This is a genomic window from Burkholderia sp. HI2714 (assembly GCF_002223085.1).
Lineage (GTDB): Bacteria > Pseudomonadota > Gammaproteobacteria > Burkholderiales > Burkholderiaceae > Burkholderia > Burkholderia lata_D.
Map to the genome: position 1 here is coordinate 13746 of NZ_NKFM01000049.1, position 22641 is coordinate 36386.

Below are 22641 nucleotides of genomic sequence, written 5' to 3' on the forward strand. Positions count from 1 at the left end.
CGTTTTTCCGGCCAGGTGGCCGGCGGATCGAGCGGCCATTATTGGAGATCGTATGGCGGTCGATTAAGGCGTTGCACAGGAAAGGTCCTCTGCGAAATCGCGTGGAATCGCGGCGAGGTGGGAGCGCAGAGAGGGGCAGGCGGCGGCCGCGTATTGACGCGACCGCGGTGTGGGGGAGTGCGCGCGCGGGGCCGGCGCCCGAAGCCCGGCCCCGAGCCCGTCAATGCGGCATCACCAGGCGCGGATCGATATACGCATCGACGTCCTGTGACTGCTTGTACACGCTGTTGCGCACGTTGAACGCATTCGCGTTGCGCGTCGAGCCGTAGATCGAATCGAGCCCGTCGCCCTTGCGGAACGCGCGCTTCGCGGCGGCTTCGTCGAGCAGGTGCGTCCCCTTCAGCAGCGGAAGGTATTGCTCCGGCGCGAGGCCGACGCGTGCGGACATGATCCGGACCGCGTCAGCCTGCGTCTTCGGATCGTTGATGTAGGCGACGCAGCGGTACCAGACCTTGATGACCTTGGCCCAGTCGGCGCGGCGCGCGGCGAGGCTGGCCGGCGCGACGGTAATGGCGTCGTAGATCAGCCCCGGCGCGTCCGCCGACGTGAAGATCGCGCGTGCGCCCGGTGCGCGCTTCAACGCCTCGCCTGCGTTCGGTTGCCAGGCGGCCACCGCGGCGATGTCCGTCGACGAGCCGAGCACCTGCGGCAGTTCGTTGGTTTTCGCGTTCACGAGCGTCACGTCGCCGTCCTTCAGCCCGTGTTTCTGCAGCGCGGTTTCGAGCAGCAGGTGATCGACGAGGCCGAGTTCGACGCCGACCTTCTTGCCCTTCAGCGCCTCGACGGTGCGCAGCGGCGGCTTGGCGACGATCATGTCGTTGCCGGCGGAATAGTCGGTGAGCAGGATCATCACGTTCTTCGCGCCGGCCGAGCCCGTCACGAGCGCGTCGCCGTTCGTCGCCGCGACCGCGTCGAGCTTGCCCGCGGAAAACGCGTCGAGCGATGCCGAGTAATCGAACCATTCGAAATCGACATCGACGCCGGCCTCCTTGAACCAGCCTTTGTCGAGCGCGACCTGGAACGCGACCCAGCCGGGCCAGTCGCTGTAGCCGATCTTGAGCGGCGCTGCCGCGTGCGCGGCGGGCGTCATGAGTAGCGTGGCGGCCGTGGCGGCGGCCCCCAATGCGTGACGGACGGAACGGCGGGACAACAGGCGACGGAGCGCCAGGGCGGGACGGGTCATCGTTTTCTCCAGGAGACCGGGATCGGGATCGTCGATACGGACCATGCTCGTGCACGGTCCGGCCGCGTGGCCGGTTCCTGCGGAGGCGGAACGAATGAAGCGGCCACGGAGAGGCGCGACGGCCGTTGCCATCGCCAATCTCCCGGGCTTTTGTCCCGCCGTGTAGCGTGTGCGCGTCCGGTCTCGCGATCGGACGAACCCGCGCCGGGCTGCTCTCGGACCAGACGTTCGATGAACCGGAACCCTAGCACCCCTAAGATGCGACGCCGCCGCACCTCTCGGCGTCATGCCGAGCGAGAAGCGTGCCAACGGCACGCGGCGGGGTGGCTCAGTGGCGGCGCGACCTGCGCTGCAGTTCGATGAAGCGGGCGGAGAAGAGTGCGCTCAGCGCGCGCCGGAGCAGGTCGAGCTTGTTCATGTGGTGTCGCGTATCGGGTGAAGGTGCATGCATCGAGCAATGCCCATGCCATTGCCGATCGTGTCGTGCAGGCGGGCGCGGCGCGCACTGCACCGGTGCGGGCGCGCGTTCGCATGGTGCGCGGCACGCCCACCGCGAGGGCGGCCATCCGCATCCGGTGCGGTGTCCGCCGACGCGCGCGTGCCGGAAAGCCGCGTGGCACGGCGATTCCTCACACGCTGGCACGCAACTCGCTTATTCGGTGCCCGAGAGGTGCGAAGCAATTTGCATCATCTTCAGGATCGCTAGGGTTCCGGTCGTGCGGCGTTCGCGCCGCGCGATGGCTGGTCCGAGAGCAATCCGGTCTTGTCTTCTCCTCGATTCGAGGAAACGGCGAGGCTCCACGGAGGGATAAAAGCCCGGGAGGTCGCGATGTCGTTCGGTCGCCCTCTCACGCCTTTTGTCCAACCGACCACGGAGCCGCCATGTCGCCGAGCCCCCAAGCCGTCCTTGCCCCGCCGCCACACGTCGTGTGGGAAACGCTCATTCCCGCCGGAACCCACTGGTCCGGCATCCTGCGCCGCGGTCTCGCGCTGCGCGTCGTCGATGTCGACGGCGGCGCGAACCTGTCTGCCGTGTTTCACCGCCAGGAAGACCCGCTCGAACGCTACAACATGGCCGACACGCTGAAGGCGCAGCACACCGCGCATCTCACGCGCGGCCATGCGCTGTACACCGACATGGGGCGCGTGATCGCGTCGATCACCGCCGACACGCTCGGCTGGCACGACCCGCTCGGCGGCGTCGGCGATGCGCGGCTGTTCGCGCACAAGTACGGCACGACGTCGTACCAGGCCGATCGCAACGCGATGATCCGCAACGGCCGGGACAGCCTCGTGCTCGAACTCGCGAAATACGGGCTGTCGGCGCGCGACCTCGTCGCGAACGTCAATTTCTTCAGCAAGCTCGACACGCGCGACGACGGCGCGCTCGATTTCGTCGCCGGACATTCGCCGGCCGGCAGCGCGCTCGACCTGCGCTTCGAGATGAACACGCTGGCGGCGTTCTCGACGGCGCCGCATCCGCTCGACCCGCGCCCGGACTACGCGCCGAAGGCCGTGAAGCTGATCGCGTACCGCGCGTATCCGGCGGACGGTGCCGCGCCGGAAGACGACCCGTGCCGCCGCGCCTGTGCCGAGAACGTGCGCGGCTTCGCCAACACCGATCGCCTGTTTGCGTAAGGAGAGCCGAGCCATGCCGATCATCGAAAGCCGTCTCGACCCACGCGATGCCATTCACGACACCACGCTGAACGCCGGCGAACCGTGGCTGCGCGACCTGAAGCGCGGGCAGGTCTTCCGCATCCTCGACCTCGAAGGCAACCAGGCCGTCGACACGCTGTTCTACCGGTCCGACGACCCCGAAGAGCGCTACAGCGCGCAGGACACCATCCGCGCGCAGCGCAACCTGTACCTGAGCGCGGGCAGCGTGCTGCTGTCGAGCCGGGGCAACCCGATGGTGACGATCGTCGCCGATACCTGCGGCCGTCATGACACGCTAGGCGGCGCGTGCGCGGCCGAGAGCAACACCGTGCGCTATGCGCTCGACAAGCGGCACATGCACAACTGCCGCGACAGTTTCCTCAATGCCATCGCGCACTGCACGTGCGGCGCGGGGGCGCGGCTCACCAAGCGCGACCTCGTCGGCAACGTCAACTTCTTCATGAACGTGCCCGTCACGCCGCTCGGCGGGCTGACCTTCGAGGACGGCATTTCCGCACCGGGCAAGTACGTCGAGATGCGCGCGGAGATGGACGTGACGGTGCTGATCTCGAACTGCCCGCAGCTCAACAACCCGTGCAACGGCTACAACCCGACGCCCGTACGCCTCACGATCTGGGAGGTGGAATGAACGACCCCCACGCTCACTATCGTTCGCTGCCCCCCAAGGGGGCGGTTGCCTCCCTTGGGGCGGCCCGGCGGGAGGCAACATGAGATTCACGAAAGTCCTCGTCGCGAACCGCGGCGAAATCGCATGCCGCGTGATCCGCACGCTGAAGCGCCTCGGGATCGCGTCGGTCGCGATCTACTCCGACGCCGACCGCGATGCGCGCCATGTGGCGCTCGCCGACGAAGCCGTGCGGGTCGGCCCCGCGCCGGCGGCGGACAGCTACCTGAACGTCGCGGCGATCCTCGCCGCCGCACGCGAGACGGGCGCGCAAGCCGTGCATCCCGGCTACGGCTTCCTGTCCGAGCACGCCGGTTTCGCCGACGCATGCGAAGCCGCGGGCCTGCGCTTCATCGGGCCGCGCGGCGACCAGATGCGCGCGTTCGGGCTCAAGCACACCGCGCGCGAACTCGCCGCCGCACAGGGCGTCGCGCTGCTGCCGGGCACGGGCCTGCTCGACGATGCACGGACGGCGCTCGCCGAAGCCGACGCGATCGGCTATCCGGTGATGCTGAAAAGCACCGCGGGCGGCGGCGGAATCGGCATGTCCCTGTGCCGCGATGCCGCGCAGCTCGAAGCGGCGTTCGATTCCGTCGTGCGGCTCGGCGCCGCGAACTTCGCGCATGCGGGCGTGTATCTCGAGAAGTTCGTCGAACACGCGCGGCACATCGAAGTGCAGATATTCGGCGACGGCCGCGGCGATGCGATCGCGCTCGGCGAACGCGATTGCTCGGTGCAGCGGCGCAACCAGAAAGTGATCGAGGAAACGCCTGCACCGGGCCTGACCGACGAAGAGCGCGCCGCGTTGCACGCGAGCGCGGTGCGGCTTGCCCGCGCGGTCGGCTATGCGTCGGCCGGCACGGTCGAATTCGTGTTCGACGCGCATACGCGCCAATTCTATTTCCTCGAGGTGAACACGCGGCTGCAGGTCGAGCATTGCGTGACCGAGGAAGTGACCGGCATCGATCTCGTGGAATGGATGATCCTGCAGGCGGAGGGCGACCTGCCGCCGCTCGACACGCTCGCCGTTGCACCGCGTGGCGCGAGCATCCAGGTGCGGCTCTACGCGGAAGATCCGCACAAGCAGTTCCTGCCGAGCGCGGGGCTGCTGACGCACGTCGCGTTTCCGGACGACGTGCGCGTCGACGGATGGATCGAGGCGGGCACCGAGATCAGCGCGTATTACGATCCGCTGCTCGCGAAGCTGATCGTGCATGGCGAGACGCGCCGCGACGCGCTGGCGGCGCTGCAGCGCGCACTGGCGCGCACGGAACTGTACGGCATCGAAACCAACCTCGATTATCTGCGCGCGATTGCCGGTTCGGACACGTTCGCGCGAGGCGCATCGACGACCGCTTTCCTGTCGCGCTTCGCGTTCGCCCCGCATACGATCGACGTGCTCGACGGCGGCGTGCAGACCACCGTGCAGCAGGCGCCCGGGCGCGTCGGCTACTGGAACGTCGGCGTGCCGCCGTCCGGGCCGATGGACGATCGCGCGTTCGCGCTCGCGAACGCGCTGCTCGGCAACGCGCGCGACGCGGCCGGGCTGGAATTCACGATGGTCGGCGCGACGCTGCGCTTCAACGCCGAGACGCTCTTCGTGCTCGGCGGCGCGCCGCTCGCGGCATCGCTCGATGGCGAGCCCGCTCCGTTCTGGCAGGTGCTGCGTGCGCGGCCAGGCGCGGTGCTGAAGCTGGGCGGCGTGACGGGCGCCGGCGTGCGCGCATGCCTGGTCGTGAAAGGTGGCCTGCAGGTGCCCGACTATCTCGGCAGCAAGGCGACCTTCACGCTCGGCCAGTTCGGCGGCCATGCAGGCCGTGCGCTGCGCAAGGGCGACGTGCTGCATCTGGACGCGGAAGCCGGGCGCGGCGACGCGGGCGCCACGCTGGCCGCGGTGGACATCCCCGCGCTGACGCATGCCTGGACGCTCGGCGTGCTCGACGGCCCGCACGGTGCGCCGGATTTCTTCACGCCGGACGACATCGCGATGCTGTACGGCACGCAGTGGACGGTCCATTACAACTCGAGCCGGACCGGCATCCGGCTGATCGGCCCGAAACCGCAGTGGGCACGCGCGGACGGCGGCGAGGCCGGCCTGCATCCGTCGAACATCCACGACAACGCGTATGCGATCGGCGCGGTCGATTTCACCGGCGACATGCCGGTGATCCTGGGCCCGGACGGCCCGAGCCTCGGCGGCTTCGTGTGTCCGGTGACGGTCGTGCACGACGAGTTGTGGAAGCTCGGGCAACTGCGGCCGGGCGATACCGTGCAGTTCGTGCGCGCCCGCGTGTCGCCCGGGCCTGCCGCCGACGCGGTTGCGCGTCCGGCACCCACCGGCGCGCCGGACGACTGCGTGCTGCATCGCGACCCGTCGGCCGGCGGCGGCATCGGCGTCGTCTACCGGCGCTCGGGCGACCGCAACGTGCTGGTGGAATACGGGCCGCTCGTGCTCGACCTGAACCTGCGCTTTCGCGTGCATGCGCTGATGTGCTGGCTCGACGCGCACCGTCTGCCCGGCATGCTCGACCTGACGCCGGGCATCCGTTCGCTGCAGGTGCAGTTCGACGCGCGGATATTGCCGCTCGACACGCTGCTCGCGCATCTGCAGGCGGCCGAACGCGCATTGCCGGAAGTCGCCGACATGCGCGTGCCGAACCGCATCGTGCATCTGCCGCTGTCGTGGGACGACCCGTCGACGCGGGTGGCGATCGAGCGCTACATGCAGTCGGTGCGGCCCGATGCGCCGTGGTGCCCGAGCAATATCGAGTTCATCCGGCGGATCAACGGCCTCGCCAGCATCGACGACGTGAAGCGCATCGTGTTCGACGCGCGTTATCTGGTGATGGGGCTCGGCGACGTGTACCTCGGTGCGCCGGTCGCGACGCCGATCGATCCGCGCCACCGGCTCGTCACCACGAAGTACAACCCCGCACGCACCTGGACGCCGGAGAACGCGGTCGGCATCGGCGGCGCGTATCTGTGCGTGTACGGGATGGAGGGGCCGGGCGGGTACCAGTTCGTCGGCCGCACCGTCCAGATGTGGAACCGCCACCGCACCACCCGCGAGTTCGAAGCCGGCAAGCCGTGGCTGCTGCGCTTCTTCGACGAGATTCGCTTCTACGAAGTCAGCGAGGCGGAGCTGGCGGAACTGCGCGCGGATTTCGTCGCGGGGCGCGCCGGGCTGAAGATCGAGGAATCGGTGTTCGATCTCGGCGCATACAACCGCTTCCTGCGCGACGAGGCTGATTCGATCACCGCGTTCAAGACATCGCAGCAAACGGCGTTCGAAGCAGAGCGCGAACGGTGGCGGGTGGCCGGCCATGCCGAATACGTCGGCGACGCGGCGCAGGGCGATGCGGATGCCGCGCGGGAGGCAGGCGCGCTCGCCGATACGCAGCGGGCGATCGCTGCAGACGTATCGGGCAGCGTGTGGAAGGTGCTGGTCGAAGCCGGTGAGCGCGTGACTGAAGGGCAGGTCGTCGCGATCGTCGAGTCGATGAAGATGGAGGTCGCGGTGACGGCGACGGAAGACGGCACGATCGAGACGATCGATTGCGCGCCGGGCGCGGCAGTGGTGGCCGGCCAGCGGCTGATGGTGATGAAGGCGGGCGCCGCCGAGGAGGTTGCATGAGCACGACGGAACGTTCGATTTTGCCCGGTGTTCGCTCGATCGCCGCGCTGCGTGCGCGCTATGCGGCGGGCGACCTGACGCCGCACGCGCTCGTCGACGCGATCGCCGCGCATTTTGACGCCGGCGATCCGCATCATGCGTGGATCCGGCCGCTGACGCATGCCGAGATGACGGCCTTTGCCGATGCGCTGGCCGGGCGCGACCTTGCGTCGTTGCCGCTGTACGGCGTGCCGTTCGCGATCAAGGACAACATCGACCTCGCCGGCATCTCGACGACGGCAGCCTGCCCGGCCTACGCGTACACGCCGGCGCGCAGCGCGCCCGTCGTCGAGCGGCTGATCGCGGCCGGCGCGATCCCGATCGGCAAGACCAACCTGGACCAGTTCGCGACCGGGTTGTCGGGCCAGCGCTCGCCTTATGGCGCGTGCCGCAATGCGCTCGATCCGCGCTATGCGTCGGGCGGCTCGAGTTCCGGGTCGGCGGTGGCCGTGGCGCTCGGCGTCGCGTCGTTCTCGCTGGGTACCGACACGGCCGGCTCCGGGCGCGTGCCGGCCGCGTTTCACGGGCTCGTCGGCCTCAAGCCGACCAAGGGCGTGTTGAGCACGCTCGGCGTCGTGCCGGCCTGCCGGTCGCTCGATTGCGTGTCGGTGTTCGCGCATTCGGCGGCCGACGCGCGCACGGTGTTCGCCGCCGCGCACGGCGTGACCGACGGCGATCCGTACGGACGCGCATGGCAGCCGCTGCTGGGCACGGACGGGCTCCGCGCGCAACCGGCGCGCCCGTTCGGGCAGTTGCGCTTCGGCACGCCGCGCGCCGATCAGCTGCAATTCTTCGGCGACGAATCGTACGGCGCGGCATGGCGTGCCGCGCTCGAACGCCTGCGCGCGACCGGGGCGACGATCGTCGAGATCGATTTCAGCGCGTTCCTGGCGGCCGCGCGGCTGCTGTACGAAGGCCCGTGGGTCGCCGAACGGCTCGCCGCGATCGGCGCCTTCGCCGCGCGGGAACCGGACGCGCTGCATCCGGTGATCCGCGAAATCGTCGGGGGCGCGGCGCGCTTCAGCGCGGCCGATGCGTTCGCCGCGTTCGACACGCTCGCGACGTTGCGCGTCGAGGCCGGTCGCGCATGGAGCGGACTGGACGCGATCGTCATGCCGACTTCGGCGACGACGGCGACCATCGACGCACTCGAAGCCGACCCGATCGGCGTCAATTCGCGTTTTGGCTATTACACGAACTTCGTCAACCTGCTCGACCTGTCGGCGATCGCGGTGCCCGCCGGCCTTTGCGAAACCGGGCGGCATGCCGGGTTGCCGTTCGGCATCACGTTCGTCGGGCGTGCGCACGACGATGCGCGGCTGCTCGATCTTGCGCAGGTGTGGATCGATGCAGACGAACGCGGCGGCGCAGGTGAGGGTGGCGATTTGCAGGCGGACGTCGCCGGCGACGCGTATGCAACCACGACACCGGCGCCCGGCGCGTCATCCGGCGTCGTTCGGGTGGCGGTCGTCGGCGCGCATCTGAGCGGTGAGCCGCTCAACTGGCAGCTCACGCAGCGAGGCGGGCGTTTCATCGCCGCGACGACGACGGCGCCCGCCTATCGTCTCTACGCGCTGTCCGCGGCGGCATCCGGCGGCGTCGCCAAGCCGGGGCTCGTGCGTGTGCCGGACGGCGGCGCGTCGATCGCGGTCGAGATCTGGGAGATGCCGGTCGATGCTTACGGCAGCTTCGTCGCCGGCATTGCCGATCCGCTCGGCATCGGCACGCTGACGCTCGCGGACGGCACTCGGGTGCAGGGTTTCCTGTGTGAAAGCGCGGCGCTGGACGGCGCGCGGGACATCACGCACTTCGGCGGCTGGCGTGCCTACCGTGCGAGCGGCGCGACCGGCACAGGCGCATTGCAATGAACGTCCGGTCGCGCGGCGCCCCGGCACGCGCGCGACCGGCATCTGAAACGATACGGAGATTGACATGCCAATGACCCGCAACACGACCGGATGGCTCGCCGTGCGCCGCGAGCTGACGACCCGCGGAAAATGGACGCTCGGCGTGGCGTCCTTCCTGCTGCCATTCGCCGTCTGGTGCCTGATCAGCTATGTGCCGTTCATCTGGCATCCGCAAATGCGCGTCACGAATCCGGGAAGCGTCGACTATTTCCAGACCGGCATGCAGATCGATCGCGACGTGTTCGACGACGAACTCGCACATGCGCGAGCGACCCGTGCGGCCGTGCCCGAAGGCGTGCGCGTGAACCCGGTCTACCTGCCCGCGCCGCATCAGGTACTGCGCGCGTTCTACACGGCGTTCACGACCCCGCCGGCATCCCGTGACGGCGTCTGGCTGCACGAGAGCTTGTGGCACAGCATCCGGATCATCTTCTGGGGCTTCGTGATTTCATCCGCGATCGGCGTGCCGCTCGGCATCGTTTGCGGCACCTTCAGTGTGCTCGCGCGGTTGCAGGAACCGTTCCTTGAGTTCTTCCGCTACTTGCCCGCACCGGCGTTCGGCGCGCTGATGGTCGCGATCCTCGGCATCTACGATGCGCCGAAGGTCGCGATCATCGTGATCGGGACGCTGTTCCAGCAGGTGCTGATCATCGCGAACACGACGCGCAAGCTCGAATACGGGCTGTTCGAGGCCGCGATGACACTCGGCACGAAGAAGCTGAAGCTGCTCACGCACGTCGTGATCCCCGGCGTGCTGCCGGACCTGTATCGCGACCAGCGCATCCTGCTCGGCTGGGCGTGGACCTACCTGATCGTCGCCGAACTCGTCGGCACGAGCTCGGGCATCACGTGGTACATCAGCCAGCAGGCGCGCTACCAGCATTTCGACAACGTGTATGCGGCGATCCTGATGATCGGGATCATCGGCCTCGGCACCGACATCGTGCTCGGGCTGCTCGGCCGCAGGCTGTTTCCGTGGGATCGCACGCTGAACGCGTGACGTCCGTTGACGCCCACCCATCGACCGATTTCCGCAGAGGCCATCATGCAGAACCCGCAAGCCGTTCCCGATTACCTGATGCAGTCCGACGCCGTGCGCGAGCGCTTCGCCCGCCTGAAAACCCGCGACGTGATACTCGACGTGCGTCATGTCGGCAAGCGTTTCGCGACACCGCAGGGCGAGTGCACCGCACTCGACGACATCAGTTTCCGTACCTACCGGCGCGAATTCGTGTGCGTGATCGGCCCGTCCGGTTGCGGCAAGTCGACCCTGATCCGCATCCTGGCCGGGCTCGATGCACAGACGAGCGGCGAGGTGCTGCTCGACGGCAAGCCCGTGCAGGGGCCGGGCGCCGATCGCGGGATGGTGTTCCAGGGCTATACGCTGTTTCCGTGGCTCACCGTGAAAAAGAACGTGATGTTCGGACTCCGGATGAACGGCAGCAGCAGCGGCCAGGCCGAACGCGAAGCGCTGCAGTGGCTCGATCTCGTCGGGCTGACGCGGTTCGCGGATGTCTATCCGCATCAGTTGTCGGGCGGGATGAAGCAGCGCGTGGCGATCGCCCGTGCACTCGCGAACCGTCCACGCATCCTGCTGATGGACGAGCCGTTCGGCGCGCTCGACGCGCAGACGCGGGCGAGGATGCAGACGCACCTGCTCGACATCTGGCGCAACATCGACGTGACGATCCTGTTCATCACGCACGATCTCGACGAGGCGATCTTCCTGGCGGACCGGATTCTCGTGCTGAAGGCGAACCCGGGGGCGGTGCAGGAACTGATCGAGGTGCCCGTACCACGGCCGCGCGACTATTCGCAGGTCAATACGCCCGAGTTCATCGCGACGAAGGCGCGGCTCGAGTCGCTGATCCATCCGAAGGAGGCGGTGGCCATCGACGACGGCGTGAGGCCGCACATGATCCGCATGACCGATGTGTCGGACAACGTCGAGTAAGCCGTGAAGAAAGCGGTCGGACGGTTGCGACGAATCTAGCTGCGGGCGATTGCCAGCGCCTTCGCGACATCGCCGCGGCGATACGCGGCCCGGACGGCCGCTGCCGTGGCCGCGACGATTTCCGGCGGGGGTGGCTTCCGCAGGCGCACGGCGACGCGCGGCAGTGATGCGAGCTGAGTCCGGAGGTCGACGATCAGCCGGCAGCAGCGAAAACCGCCGGACGCGGCCTCCGGGTGGACGGCGGCGTCGGCAAGCCCGGCCGTCCACTCGACGCCGCGATGGCGCCTGACTGCGTCGAGGTGCGGCAGATGGCGCGCGTCGCCCGATAACGCGATCAACAGCGCGGCCCACTGCGCGCCGCGCCATCCATGTTCCTCGTCGTGCGTGAGGTCGGCCAGCAGCGCGTCGTCCAGCACGGACAGGCTTTGCTGGCACAGGTAGTGGAAGTCGAGCGGCTGATAGCGGACCTGCGGGTAGTCGCGCAGCACGTGCCCGAGTTCGGCTCCGGTCTCGACGGCAGCGGCCAGAAATTGTTCGGCCGGCGCGGGACGGTTCAGCAGCAGCGTCGGTACGCTTCGGTAGAGCCGGTAGATGTCGTCGGGGTGATAGTGCATCGCGAATGTCGGGGTGATCGACCGGCGCGCGGTGCGCCATTCAGGTTTTCGGCTGGTCGCCGGACAGCAGCGCGGTGTAACGCCGCTGCATTTCATCGGGTTCGACCGCTTCGATCGTATGCCCGATCAGCCAATCGTAACCGAACGGGTCGCGAATCTTGCCGGAACGCTCGCCGTAGAACTGGTCCTGGATCGCGCGTGTCAGCTGCGCACCGGCCGCGAGCGCGGCGGCGATCGTCGCGTCGGCGTCGTCGACGTGCAGGTGAAGCGACATCGGCGCCTTGCCGTCCGGGTCGAGCGCGAAGATATCGTATTCGGGGAACTCGTCCGAGATCATCAGCGTGCACGGCCCGAGCTGCAATTCCGCGTGGCCGATGCGTCCCGACGGCTCGACGAGACGGAATTTCTCCTGCGCGCCGAACGCCTTCGCATAGAACGCGATGGCGTCGTCCGCGCGCTTGGCGCGCAAATAGGGAAACACTTCGTGAATCGCCATGGTGCCCTCCGGTTTGGGGGTGTGGGTGTCGCTCGATCCTGTCGGGCCTCGCGGGGTTGCTCTTGAACAAAATTTACCGCCGCACCTGACTCGGAAACGGCTGATACGACGCCCGGACCGAGGCGATGACGGGCCGCAGGGGCGTCGCCGGGACGGCAGCCGAGAAATCGTGTCTTTTGCCGTGCCGTGAACGGCTAACGCGCTGATTCTACAAACGAATCGAGCGTGTCGGGGAAGGGCGGCGCACGTCGACGAATTCGACCGGCGGTTCCTGCTGCTGATGAACGAGCACATCGACTTCGACCGCGCCTGGTTCGGTCATTCGAGCATCCTGCCCGCCGCCGCCGGAGATCTCGCTGCCGGCCGGCTGGTCGGGCGATCGGCCCGTCGGGGTACAGCGCGCCGGGGCGATGGGTAGCGAAGCGGTCTCGCTGCAGGTCGCGGCCGCGGGTGCATGCGGCGGGGGGCTGGACTTCAGGAGGTGTTCATCGCCGGGCTTTTCACCGGCGCCGGCGATGAACCTGCAAACCGGAACGCGACATCGGGATATCGCGGCGCGCCCGACGCCGGAGGTCAGGCTTCGATATTCGCCTGCTCGATACGTTGCGTCCCCGCTCGATGTCGCACGCCTGCGATATAGAACAAGCAGCCTGTCGCGGCAAAGCAGGCCATGATGTAAAACAATGCGTGCGCCCCGACTCGGCTGTTGAGCAGAAATCCGCACAGGATGGTATTCAATCCGCCACCCAGCATCGAGATGTTCTGAACGCCGAAATAGGCCCCCTTCATGTCGTTGCGGGCGATCGAATCGACAAACATGAATTCCGACGGCACGATCAGGATCTCGCCGAGCGTAAAGATGAGCGTGCCGACGATCCAGAAGGCAACCAGCATTGAATGCTCGTAAACGAGCAACCCTGCGATCAGCATGACACTGCCGGCCATCACGGCCGCGAGCATGTTCCGATGGGAAATCCGGCTGCCTACCAGGTATTGCAGCAGGATAACGGTAGCGGCATTGACGGCCGTGGCAAATGAAATCAGCGTCTCGGCCCGAGCCGTGTCCGTCGCGTGCCCGACATACTGCGACAGATAGGTCGTGAATCTTGCGTAGACGAGAGAGCTGAACAGCCCTCCGAGGGTGAACAACTGCAGCCGCCTATCGCCTGCCAGCACGGCCACGATTACCCTCAACGGCGGTTGCGATCCGGCCTGCGGAACAGCCAGGTTCGCAACGGTGCGGTAGCGTCGCGCGCAGGCGATTAAAACGGCCAGCGCGATCAGGTTCAATGCGGCAGAAACGAGCATCGGTGCCAGGGCCGACCAGTGGCTGAGAGCGAGCCCGGCCACCGGCGCCGTGCAGAACGCCAGATTGATGATCGTGTAATTGGCCGAGAAGGCGGCGCTGCGCTGCTGTTCCGGCAGAATCCCGGTGAGCAGGGACTTGATCGACAGATGCATCGTGGTAAATGCCAGTTCGATGGCCACCAGGCACGCGAAAATCAACGAGAATCGCGCTGTCATCGGAATGAGCGCATAGATCGCGGCAGATGTCGCAATGACCAGCAGCAATGCGCGCAACGGCGTGAATCGGTCCACCAGGATCCCGCAGTAAATGCCTCCGAGCGTCGCGATCATCACGGAGCACCCGAGCGCATAACCGACCTGCACGGCCGAGAACCCGAGGCTCGTCGACAGGTAGATTGGGAAAAAAGTGAACGTCAATGCCCGGCTGAAGTTCAGCAGGAAGGCCAGCGAGAGTAGCGGCCGCAGTACTGGGGCGTCAGTCATTCGGCATCAGCTCCCGCGAAGCGAGCCGAGCCTCGGTTTCGTCCACGATCCCGTCGATGTCCAGTTCCCGGCCCGCTTGCCGCAAGCAGTGGCCGAGTGCGGCCACGAGGCGCAGTACGGCCTGCGGGCGACACTGTTCCCCCATCTGGCCGATGCGCAGTAGCGGCAGGCCGAAGGAGGTCGAGATCTCGATGCGATGCTGGTCGCGCAAGCGCGCGACGAACGCGTCCGGTTGAATCCCGCTGGGCAGATGAAAGCCGATCACCGAGTGCAGACGGGTTGGCGGGGGCGCGGCCAGCGTCAGGTTCAGTTCGAGGAGTGCCTCCTGCACGGCCGTCGAACACGAACGATGCCGCTCGATACGGGTCGGCAAGGTCTCCTCGTTCAGCAGGCGCAGCGCCTCGTGCAACGCGAACAGACCGTTGACGGGGGCCGTGTAGTGGTAGCGGTGCTCGTGCCAGAACGCATGTGCCAGGGCGGCGTCGAGGCACCAGTGGGCGGGCTTGAAGTCGCGCTTCGCGACGCGTTGCCAGGCATTGGCGGAAAAGGCGATCAGCGACACGCCGGGGATCGCCGACAGTCCCTTCTGACCGCCGCAAAACACCACGTCGAGTTGCCATGCATCCATCGGCAACGCCGTGGTGCCCACCGTGCACACCGCGTCGACCACGCTCAGGGCCTCGTATTGGCGGCACAGCGCCGCAATCTGCGGCAGCGCGTGATTGATCGTGGTCGACGAAGTTTCGCCGTGCACCACCGTGACGAGGCCCGGCCGGTACCGCGCCAGATGCTGCTGGAACTGCTCGATCGGGAAGCGCGCGCGACCGTCGAACTGGAAGACCTCCACGCCCGATTGCAGGCGCGTGGCCATCTCGGCCAGACGCGCGCCGAAATGACCGCCGACGATGGCGAGGACGCGCGATCGGGCGTTCACCAGGTTGGCGAGCGCCATTTCGCCGGCAGCCGAGCCGGGGCCGGCCAGGCCGAAAATCCACGGCGTTGCGGTCTGAAACGCATAACGCGCCATGTCCTTCAGTTGATCGAGCACGTCGTTCATGTCCGGGCCGAGATGGCTTGCGACATGCATATTGGCCTGCCGTACCGAGAGCGGTTGCGGGACGGGGCCCGCACCCATCAGCAACACCTCGCGCTGAAACAGGCCCTGCTGCAGGGCAGGATAGGATCTCGCTTCGATCACGACGCTGTCTCCAGGTCGCTCTGGCGATGGTCCTCGACGAGACGTACCTTGCCGCTGACAGGGTTGCGCGTCAGCGTGCCCTGCGCCAACTGGACGACCTCCACCTCGAATTGCAGCAACTGGTCGGACACCATGTCGTACGATTGCAAGGCTGGCAGCGTATCGATCAGATGCTTTGTCAGCCCGCGCGTGTCGAGGTGTTCCGGCGACTCGACATTGACTTGCAGCGTTTCGTATTGCCGCTGGCGGCGGATGCTCAATTGCAACTGGATGATCGGCACATGTGCCAGAGCGTCGACGATTTCCTGGTGATAGAGCGCCTGTCGGCCATTGAGGATGATCAGCCCGTCGCCGCGCCCCAGATACTCCAGCGCGCGCCCTTGCGAGTGCGCGACGATTCGGCCCAGATCGCCGATCCGGTACCGGACGAGCGGGTATTCGAACTTCTGCCAGTTGGTGATCAGGATGTGGCCCTGCTGACCATCGGGCACCGGCTTACCGTCGTCGTCGACGATCTCGACATAGTTGTAGTCGTCGACCAGCAGATGTACGGTGCCGCCGAGATCTTCGGGCTGGTAGCCGATCTGCGCGCCATCGTTGGCCGCAAGGATGCTGCGAACCACGCTGACGCCGAACTCGGTCTTCAACCACCGCTTGCGGCTTTCCTGCCAGGCCGCACCGCCATAGATGACCTTCTCGATCCGGAATGCGGGATCAATCCGCTTGGCGCCGTCCAGCAGCGTTTCGAGCAGGCTGGGAATGCCGATCACGACGTTGATGCCGAACGCCTGGCGCAAATGGACCAGTTCTTCCGGTGTCACGTTTTGCCCGACCGTATAGGACTCGACGGGCATCAGGGCGAGTTCCTGGGAACTGGTCAACATGCCGCCGTACAAATGTCCGCCGTACAGCGTGTTGACGACCTTGTCGCCCGGTGTCAAACCGGAGTCGTACAACATCTGCACGGCTTCCTGCAGCATGCTTTGCCAGTCATGACGTGAATAGGGAATGTAGCGTTTCTTTCCGCCGCTGGAGCCCGATACCAGGACTTCGCCGGTCGGCAGCGCGCCGGACCCCATGCCGTTTCCGTAAGGCGGCGAATGAGCCTCGAGCGTGGCCTTGTCCAGCACCGGAAAATCGCCGAAGGTCGAGATCGTGTCGGGGAGCGTCAGCCCGCGATAGTAGGGAAGCTGCCGGATCTCGTGAAAAAGAAAGCGCACCCGGCTGTCGAGGCGCAGCGATCGGCTGGCCGTGCTCGCCTGGCGGCGCGCGTCGGTGAGCGACGTGCCGGCCAGGTAGGTTTTTTCGACCAGCACGGCGCTCCACGAATGCGACAAATCCAGTTCCAGCGGATAAGGCACGGCAGTTCCCGGGCCGATTCGATAACGGATTGCGCCGGGATCTTCGGCATTGCCGTCGTCCGGCAAATGCAGCGGCGGCACTTCTACGCGCAGCGAACCATCGTCAGGTTCAGGGTTCAGCGAAAACACGAACGGCAAGAAGGTGCGTTGCTGCGCCGCGACCTCTGCGACAGCCTCCCAGAACGAAACGAACTCGCTTTCCACCGCCACCCGATTCCCGGTCAGCCAGGCCAGCAGAACACCGCGCCACTGAGCCTGCAGGCTGTAGCCGGTGATTGTAACGACGCCGCGCGGGCGCAGTTCCGTGACGTCGTTGCGATCGGCGTGGTAGATCCACGGCAGCGCGTGCAGGTTGCCGAGGCCACGCCAGACAGCTTGCTTGAGTGCGACAGGATCGAACAGGGCGGTAATTTCACCGACTTGTCGCGGAGTCAGTTGACGACGCCAGTCGGTTTGCTTCCGAAGTGCGTCGAAGAGTGACGAGAGGGTGATGATGCGATCGGTAATGTCGTGCATGGTGAGGGTTCGGGCAAGCGATTGAACGAGGCGGTCAGAGGATGCCGGGCTAAGCGATACGCCGCAGACAGTGGCCGAGAAAGTGCTCGAGCTGTTCCGGCGAATCGGCGCGAGCCACCAGCGACAGCGGAATCTGCGCTTCGTCGTAGGTCAGTTGCTCCACCGGCCGGTCATTGCGCTGAAGCTCGATCAGTAGTGGGCTTCGCGCGACATCGTCCGGCACGACGAGTTCGGGCAGGTCGGGGCGATGATGGCCGGGGTAGAGGAGGAAGCCGTAGTACGCCGGGGACGATGCGGCAGCCGCCGGAGCCGGCAGCTTCAGGTAGTCGCTGAGTTCGATCGACGGCAGGTGAACGCCAGTGCGCAACTGATGGGTTTCGACGATGCGGGCACCGCCCAGACGGTTGGCGGCCTCGAGGAAAATGCAGGTCTCGCCGTCGAAGAAGGCCTCGATATGGATACAGCCGTGGCGGATCCCCAGGGCCTCGACGACCTGATGCGCGAACGCATCGAATACCGGGCTCTGCTCGACCTGGAACGAGCCGACCGGCTCGCCGGACAGGTAGGCGAGCGGCGTATTGATATAGCGGCTCGGCAGGAAATGTTCGATCTTGCCGTCCACCACCACGCCGTCGAAGTGGTAGAGCGGCGCGTCGACATATTCCTCGATTTCATGGCTGCCCCAGCCATCGTGACGTTCGAGGTGGTCTATCGCGGCGTCGAAACTGTCATGGACCACGATGCCGCGGCTCGATGCGCCATCGCGCGGCTTGCTGATCGTCCTGCCGCTCCATCTTCGCGTCGCCACGTCCTCGGCCCGCTCGATGAAGCGCGGATAGCGTATCGAGCCGACTTCGGCGATGCGCCGTTTCATCTTGACCTTGTCGCGCACCAGTTCGATCTGTTCGTACGCCGGGCCGGCGATACCGAGTGCTGCCCGAATCCGGCACGCTTCGAGGATGCCGTATTCGGATAGCGCGATCACGGAACGGAAGCCGTCGTCGGGGGATACGCGCGCCAGTACCGCCTGAACGAGGTCGTCGTCGGCGTCCGGTGGCAGGACGATCCGACGGCATGCCAGTCCGTCCGGCAGATCGCGCAGGTGTTTGTCGAGCCCGATATAGGTGAGGTCGTGTTCGCGATGGTCGAGCACGAGGTCGTAGCGCATCTTCTTGAACGGTGCCTGGTGCAGGATCAGGATTTTCATTGCGACACCTCCAGGAGCGACATGCCCCAGCTGAACCCCATCGCGCTGGTTGCCATCGCGACGATATCTCCGCGCTGCAACCGGCCTGCCTGGAACAACTGACGCAGTGCAATCCAGTTGTCGCCGCCGCCGAGATGGCCGTCGAGGTGGTAGTTGAAGACACTTCGCTCCGCCGGAAGATCGAGGGTTTTCAGCAAACTCTCGTGGACGTCCCGATCGCCCTGGTTGATGAGCAGGTAGCGCAACTGCTCGATCGCCACGGAGGCACCAGACAGGCAGAGGCCGAGCAGTTCCACGAACGCATCGATGTAGCGCCGTTTCAGGCCTCGGCGTTCGTAGTGCTTTCGCACCAGGGTTCGGCTGTCGTGCAGCCGGCCGCGATACATGTCGCACCACGAAGGGTCGGTGCGCATCTCGTCACCCCGCAGTGTCAGCAGCGGGCGGTCCGTACCGACCAGCACGGCGGTGGCGCTGTCCCCGAAGTTGAACAATGCGCGCGATTGCGCGTCGGACCGGTCGATGACGCGGCTCAGGCGGTCGCAGATGATGACGAGCGCAAGATGACCCGGCCGCGCGGCCACCTTGTCGCGCGCAATGGACAGGCCGGTCGCGCCAGCGTTGCAGAAGTTGACGACCTCGAAGCAATGCGCGTGCGTCAAGCCGAGTTCGGACGCGACTTTCGCGGCAGGCGACCAGAACGGCGCATCCCAGACGCCCGACCCGCAGTAGATCACCCAACCGATCCGTTTCGTATCGACGGCTTGCCGCTCGATCACGGTGGCGGCTACCTGGGCCGCGTACCGCCAGTCAGGGATATCGGCGTCGAACACCGATACCGCCGACGCCGGAAGAATCTCGTCCAGGTCGCCGGGCTCCAGCCCCGACCAGCGCACGAGGTCCTGGCGCGAGACGGTGAGCGCGGGCACCAGCGTCTCGAAATCGGTTACGCCGACAGCGCTGCTCATTTCACCGCCACGCGATGCACGGTGCGTGCATGATTGTCTTCGACGGGCGTGACCGCGTGATAGGCGGTTTCCGTCTTCCACAACAGCAGATCGCCTTTGGTCCACCGGTGGCGGTAGACGTAGCGGCTGTCTGTCACCAGTTCTTCCAGCAGCGTCAGGAAGTCCTGGTTTTCGTTCGCGTCGAAGCCGATCACGTAATCGAGGTAGTCCCTGGCGCCATACAGGTACGGCCGCCCGGTTCGCGCGTCGACCTTGACCAGGTCATGCGTGACCGGCGGATGCAGCTTTTCCGCGTGCTGCATGATCTCGGCGATCGAATAGCCTACGTGTTCCGGGCGGGCCTTGAAGCGCTTGCGCACCGTGTGGACCGCCTGGCGGCCTTCGATCTTTCTCTTCCACGTATCGGGCAGGCGGGCATAGACATCGCGGGCGCTGGAAAACAGCGTATCGCCGCTCGACGCCGGAATGGTGATGCCGTGCAATAGCGTATAGGTGGTGGGGTTATCGGTATATGACGAATCCTGATGCCAGAAATTACCCACGCGCGGTACGCCATACGCCTTTCCGTTCACCACCTCGTTCGACGAGATCATGATCTCAGGATGCTCAGGGTGGCGGTACTGACTCGTGACGAAGGGCACCGGTTCGCCGATCAGGCGTGCGAGTTCCACCTGTTCGCCCGGGGAGATCTCGAGATCCTTGAATATCAGCAGTTCGTTGTCGTGCAGGGCCTGCAGCACTTGCTCGCGGATCTCCGGGTTGCGGATATCGCGGATCGAGATGTCGTGGATTTCGGCGCCGACATAATCGCTGACTGGCTTGATTTGCATGATGTTCCCTGTCTGGATCAGATGGTGGATTCGAGTGCCGCCACGAACCGGTCGATCTGTGCGGTGGAATGGTCTGGCGTCACGGTCACGCGAAAACGTTCCTGGCCTCGCGGAACGGACGGGAAGTTGATCGGCTGAACATAGATCTGGTGGTCGGTCAACAGCGTTCGCGAAACCCTTTTGATCTTTTCCAGGCCGGGGATGATGATCGGAACGATATGGCTCTCGGCATCGACGAAGTCGACCTGGTGCCGGCGCAACGCGGCTTTCAGATAGGCGACGTTCCTGAACAGCGTCTCGCGGCGTGCCGTGTCGCCGACGATGTGGTCGATGCTCGTGCGCGTCGCGGCCATCAGGGCCGGTGGCAACGAAGTCGTGAAGATGAAGCCCGGCGACAGGCTGCGGATGCAGTCGACGGCATCGCGAGCACCCACGACGAAACCGCCGGAGGTGCCGATTGCCTTGCCGAAACCACCCTGGATGAAGTCGACACCATGTTCGTCCAGCGCTTCGCACAGGCCCAGCCCCTTGGGGCCGAACACGCCGACCGAATGGGTTTCGTCGATATAGGTCAGTGCGTTGTATCGCTTCGCGAGCCGCACGATCTCCTTCACGGGTGCCACGTCGCCGTCCATCGAATACACCGATTCGAAGACGATCAGCTTCGGTCGCTCGAACGGTTCGGCGGCCAGGCCGCGTTCGAGATCAACGAGATCGTTGTGCTTGAAGATATATTTCTTGCCCTTGAACTTCCTGATGCCCTCGATCATCGAGCGATGATTGAACGCGTCGGAGTACACGACCGCGTCGCTGAGCACGGAAACGAGCACGCTCAGGCTTTCCGTATTGGCCAGATAGCCGTTGTTGAAGATCAACGCGCTGTCTCGGCCGTACAGCCGGGCCAGGTGCTGCTCCAGATCGACGTGCGCGCCGGTATTGCCGGAAATGTTGCGTGACCCTCCAGAGCCCGCGCCGAACTGCTCCAGCGCATGCCGGAACGACGCAATCACCTTTTCGTGCTGCCCCATGCCCAAGTAGTCATTGCTGCACCACACTTCGATCGTCTTTCCCTGGTAGTTCGCCAACGGGAAATGACCGGCGCTGCGTGAGAAAGTCAGAAAATGGCGATAGGCATCCGTCGATTTGAGTTGATCCAGTACATCGCCGAACACTTCGGCGTAGTTGAGTTTCGCTTCAACCGTAGACATTATTCCCACCCTTGGTTGTATCCAGTACGAAAGCTATGGCCGGCGCTTGGTCGCCGGAATGGAAAATCATTAATTGACCGAATCAAGATGCCTCGACTGGAGTTGGCAATCGTTTTTATTTGAATTACTGATTACTGGCAGTCGATCCCGGCACAAGAATCAGCGCGCACCGGCATCGTCGGTATCGACACTGACAATGGCCTTGCCGAGATTGCCGCCCGAAAGCATCGCGAGAAACGCCTCGACGATATTGTCGAAGCCCTTCGTGATCGTCTCCGGGGCGACGATGTCGCCGCGCTGGAGGTGAGGAATGGCGAATGCCTCGAGTTCCTGCTGCAGATGGGTGTAGTCCTTCACGAGGAAACCCTGCAGCGTCAGGCTCTTGCCCACCACGTCGAACAGATTGCGTGGGGCGGCAGGCGGCTGCAGCGCGCTGTATTGCGCGACCGCGCCGATCAGTGCCGCGCGCCCGTGGTCTTTCAGGACGGCAATTGCCGCTTCGAGTTGCTCGCCGCCCACGTTGTCCAGGTAGACGTCGAACCCTTCGGGAATTCGTTCGCGCAATTGCGCGCCGACTTGCCCCGGCCGATAAACGAACGCATCGGAATAACCGAGGCCGCTCGTCAATTGCCGCGCCTTGTGCTCGTTGCTGGTGCTTCCGACGATCCGGCTCGCACCGAGCAGTTTCGCGAACTGGCCTGCCGCGGTACCGACGCCGCCGGCCGCGGCCGATACGTACAGGGATTCACCGGCCTGCAGGCGGACGATGCGGGTCAGCGCGACCCAGGCGGTCAATCCGGTGCCGCCCAGGATGCTCAGCCAGGCGGTGAGCGGCACCCCCTCGGCGGGCCGGATCACCCGCAGCGCTTGCGCCGGCACCTGGGCATAGGTGCGCCACCCCTGACGATGGAACACCCAGTCGCCGGGGCGAATCGATGCGTCGGTGCTGTGCAGGACCCGGCCGATGGTCCGTCCTTCCAGCGGCGCATGCAGCGCCCAGTCGCCGTCCATGCATTCGCGCATATACGGGTCGACCGAGAAATGCACGTTTCTCACCAGGACTTCGCCGGGCGCCAACGGCGCCAGCGGCTGCCGGACGAAACGGAAATGCGCTCGGCGTGGTTCTCCATGCGGCCGTTCGACCTGATGGACCAGCGTATTGTGGGACGGTTGATAAGCTCTCAACAGAAAGTAAATCTATAATTTGATCCGAATCCTTGAAGGACCGTATCGACGTCTTCTTCAAGGGTTTGGATGTCACGCGCCTTGAAGGCCAGCCACTCATATTTCATCTTGTGCCACAGTTTCTCGATGCGATTGAGCTCCGGGCTGTA

17 protein-coding genes and 2 riboswitches are annotated in these 22641 nt (G+C 65.7%); of the genes, 6 read left to right on the forward strand and 11 right to left on the reverse strand.

What is annotated here, in order from left to right:
- Positions 1 to 220: 220 nt before the first annotated feature.
- The gene (locus tag CFB82_RS25330; RefSeq protein ID WP_089448420.1) at positions 221 to 1243 is read right to left on the reverse strand and encodes an ABC transporter substrate-binding protein; all 1023 of its coding nucleotides are present in this window, start codon (positions 1241 to 1243) and stop codon (positions 221 to 223) included.
- 137 nt (positions 1244 to 1380) lie between these two features.
- Positions 1381 to 1502: riboswitch (guanidine-I (ykkC/yxkD leader) on the reverse strand.
- A gap of 432 nt (positions 1503 to 1934) precedes the next feature.
- Positions 1935 to 2068: riboswitch (guanidine-I (ykkC/yxkD leader) on the forward strand.
- A gap of 57 nt (positions 2069 to 2125) precedes the next feature.
- Here CFB82_RS25330 and CFB82_RS25340 point away from each other — a divergent pair.
- From CFB82_RS25340 to CFB82_RS25365, 6 genes are all read left to right on the forward strand, one after another.
- A complete protein-coding gene (locus CFB82_RS25340; protein ID WP_089485757.1) occupies positions 2126 to 2881 on the forward strand; it encodes an urea amidolyase associated protein UAAP1 in 756 nt (251 codons plus the stop codon).
- Between the two features lie 13 nt (positions 2882 to 2894).
- A complete protein-coding gene (locus CFB82_RS25345; RefSeq protein WP_089485758.1) occupies positions 2895 to 3551 on the forward strand; it encodes an urea amidolyase associated protein UAAP2 in 657 nt (218 codons plus the stop codon).
- Between the two features lie 79 nt (positions 3552 to 3630).
- Positions 3631 to 7221, forward strand: coding sequence for an urea carboxylase (gene uca, locus CFB82_RS25350; RefSeq protein WP_089485759.1), 3591 nt, complete (start codon positions 3631 to 3633; stop codon positions 7219 to 7221).
- Positions 7218 to 9128, forward strand: a complete 1911-nt coding sequence (gene atzF / locus CFB82_RS25355) for an allophanate hydrolase (RefSeq protein WP_089485760.1) — start codon at positions 7218 to 7220, stop codon at positions 9126 to 9128. Before uca ends, atzF begins: the two co-directional genes overlap by 4 nt.
- A 64-nt stretch (positions 9129 to 9192) precedes the next feature.
- The gene (locus CFB82_RS25360) at positions 9193 to 10167 is read left to right on the forward strand and encodes an ABC transporter permease (protein ID WP_089485761.1); all 975 of its coding nucleotides are present in this window, start codon (positions 9193 to 9195) and stop codon (positions 10165 to 10167) included.
- 45 nt (positions 10168 to 10212) lie between these two features.
- The gene (locus CFB82_RS25365; RefSeq protein WP_089485762.1) at positions 10213 to 11121 is read left to right on the forward strand and encodes an ABC transporter ATP-binding protein; all 909 of its coding nucleotides are present in this window, start codon (positions 10213 to 10215) and stop codon (positions 11119 to 11121) included.
- Between the two features lie 35 nt (positions 11122 to 11156).
- On the opposite strand, the gene CFB82_RS25370 is transcribed toward CFB82_RS25365, so the two are convergent.
- The 10 genes from CFB82_RS25370 to CFB82_RS25420 all read right to left on the reverse strand — a co-directional run bounded on the left by CFB82_RS25370 (position 11157) and on the right by CFB82_RS25420 (position 22492).
- Positions 11157 to 11735 carry a hypothetical protein gene (locus CFB82_RS25370; protein WP_089485763.1) on the reverse strand — a complete coding sequence of 193 codons (579 nt, stop codon included), beginning with the start codon at positions 11733 to 11735 and terminating at the stop codon, positions 11157 to 11159.
- A 40-nt stretch (positions 11736 to 11775) separates the two neighbouring features.
- Positions 11776 to 12231: a VOC family protein gene (locus tag CFB82_RS25375; protein WP_089485764.1), complete on the reverse strand. Its 456-nt coding sequence runs from the start codon at positions 12229 to 12231 to the stop codon at positions 11776 to 11778.
- A 573-nt stretch (positions 12232 to 12804) separates the two neighbouring features.
- A complete protein-coding gene (locus CFB82_RS25385; protein ID WP_089485766.1) occupies positions 12805 to 14022 on the reverse strand; it encodes an MFS transporter in 1218 nt (405 codons plus the stop codon).
- The gene (locus tag CFB82_RS25390) at positions 14015 to 15220 is read right to left on the reverse strand and encodes a pyridoxal-phosphate-dependent aminotransferase family protein (RefSeq protein ID WP_256990467.1); all 1206 of its coding nucleotides are present in this window, start codon (positions 15218 to 15220) and stop codon (positions 14015 to 14017) included. Before CFB82_RS25390 ends, CFB82_RS25385 begins: the two co-directional genes overlap by 8 nt.
- Positions 15217 to 17097, reverse strand: a complete 1881-nt coding sequence (locus CFB82_RS25395) for a phenylacetate--CoA ligase family protein (protein WP_089485767.1) — start codon at positions 17095 to 17097, stop codon at positions 15217 to 15219. Before CFB82_RS25395 ends, CFB82_RS25390 begins: the two co-directional genes overlap by 4 nt.
- A gap of 49 nt (positions 17098 to 17146) precedes the next feature.
- Positions 17147 to 18304: an ATP-grasp domain-containing protein gene (locus CFB82_RS25400; protein WP_089485768.1), complete on the reverse strand. Its 1158-nt coding sequence runs from the start codon at positions 18302 to 18304 to the stop codon at positions 17147 to 17149.
- Positions 18301 to 19269 (reverse strand): 3-oxoacyl-ACP synthase III family protein, encoded by a 969-nt coding sequence (locus CFB82_RS25405; protein ID WP_089485769.1) that lies wholly within the window; start codon positions 19267 to 19269, stop codon positions 18301 to 18303. The genes CFB82_RS25400 and CFB82_RS25405 overlap by 4 nt, the downstream gene beginning before the upstream one ends.
- On the reverse strand, positions 19266 to 20099 hold the full coding sequence (locus CFB82_RS25410) for a TauD/TfdA dioxygenase family protein (RefSeq protein WP_089485770.1): 834 nt from the start codon (positions 20097 to 20099) through the stop codon (positions 19266 to 19268). Before CFB82_RS25410 ends, CFB82_RS25405 begins: the two co-directional genes overlap by 4 nt.
- A 17-nt stretch (positions 20100 to 20116) precedes the next feature.
- Positions 20117 to 21307: a 5-aminolevulinate synthase gene (gene hemA, locus CFB82_RS25415; protein WP_089485771.1), complete on the reverse strand. Its 1191-nt coding sequence runs from the start codon at positions 21305 to 21307 to the stop codon at positions 20117 to 20119.
- A gap of 159 nt (positions 21308 to 21466) precedes the next feature.
- On the reverse strand, positions 21467 to 22492 hold the full coding sequence (locus CFB82_RS25420) for an MDR family NADP-dependent oxidoreductase (protein WP_089485772.1): 1026 nt from the start codon (positions 22490 to 22492) through the stop codon (positions 21467 to 21469).
- Positions 22493 to 22641: the final 149 nt, after the last annotated feature.

Coding starts and splice junctions, on each gene's coding strand:
- CFB82_RS25330 (WP_089448420.1), bottom strand. CDS start 1,243: ATGACCCGTCCCGCCCTGGCGCTCCGTCGCCTGTTGTCCCGCCGTTCC.
- CFB82_RS25340 (WP_089485757.1), top strand. CDS start 2,126: ATGTCGCCGAGCCCCCAAGCCGTCCTTGCCCCGCCGCCACACGTCGTG.
- CFB82_RS25345 (WP_089485758.1), top strand. CDS start 2,895: ATGCCGATCATCGAAAGCCGTCTCGACCCACGCGATGCCATTCACGAC.
- uca (WP_089485759.1), top strand. CDS start 3,631: ATGAGATTCACGAAAGTCCTCGTCGCGAACCGCGGCGAAATCGCATGC.
- atzF (WP_089485760.1), top strand. CDS start 7,218: ATGAGCACGACGGAACGTTCGATTTTGCCCGGTGTTCGCTCGATCGCC.
- CFB82_RS25360 (WP_089485761.1), top strand. CDS start 9,193: ATGCCAATGACCCGCAACACGACCGGATGGCTCGCCGTGCGCCGCGAG.
- CFB82_RS25365 (WP_089485762.1), top strand. CDS start 10,213: ATGCAGAACCCGCAAGCCGTTCCCGATTACCTGATGCAGTCCGACGCC.
- CFB82_RS25370 (WP_089485763.1), bottom strand. CDS start 11,735: ATGCACTATCACCCCGACGACATCTACCGGCTCTACCGAAGCGTACCG.
- CFB82_RS25375 (WP_089485764.1), bottom strand. CDS start 12,231: ATGGCGATTCACGAAGTGTTTCCCTATTTGCGCGCCAAGCGCGCGGAC.
- CFB82_RS25385 (WP_089485766.1), bottom strand. CDS start 14,022: ATGACTGACGCCCCAGTACTGCGGCCGCTACTCTCGCTGGCCTTCCTG.
- CFB82_RS25395 (WP_089485767.1), bottom strand. CDS start 17,097: ATGCACGACATTACCGATCGCATCATCACCCTCTCGTCACTCTTCGAC.
- CFB82_RS25400 (WP_089485768.1), bottom strand. CDS start 18,304: ATGAAAATCCTGATCCTGCACCAGGCACCGTTCAAGAAGATGCGCTAC.
- CFB82_RS25405 (WP_089485769.1), bottom strand. CDS start 19,269: ATGAGCAGCGCTGTCGGCGTAACCGATTTCGAGACGCTGGTGCCCGCG.
- CFB82_RS25410 (WP_089485770.1), bottom strand. CDS start 20,099: ATGCAAATCAAGCCAGTCAGCGATTATGTCGGCGCCGAAATCCACGAC.
- hemA (WP_089485771.1), bottom strand. CDS start 21,307: ATGTCTACGGTTGAAGCGAAACTCAACTACGCCGAAGTGTTCGGCGAT.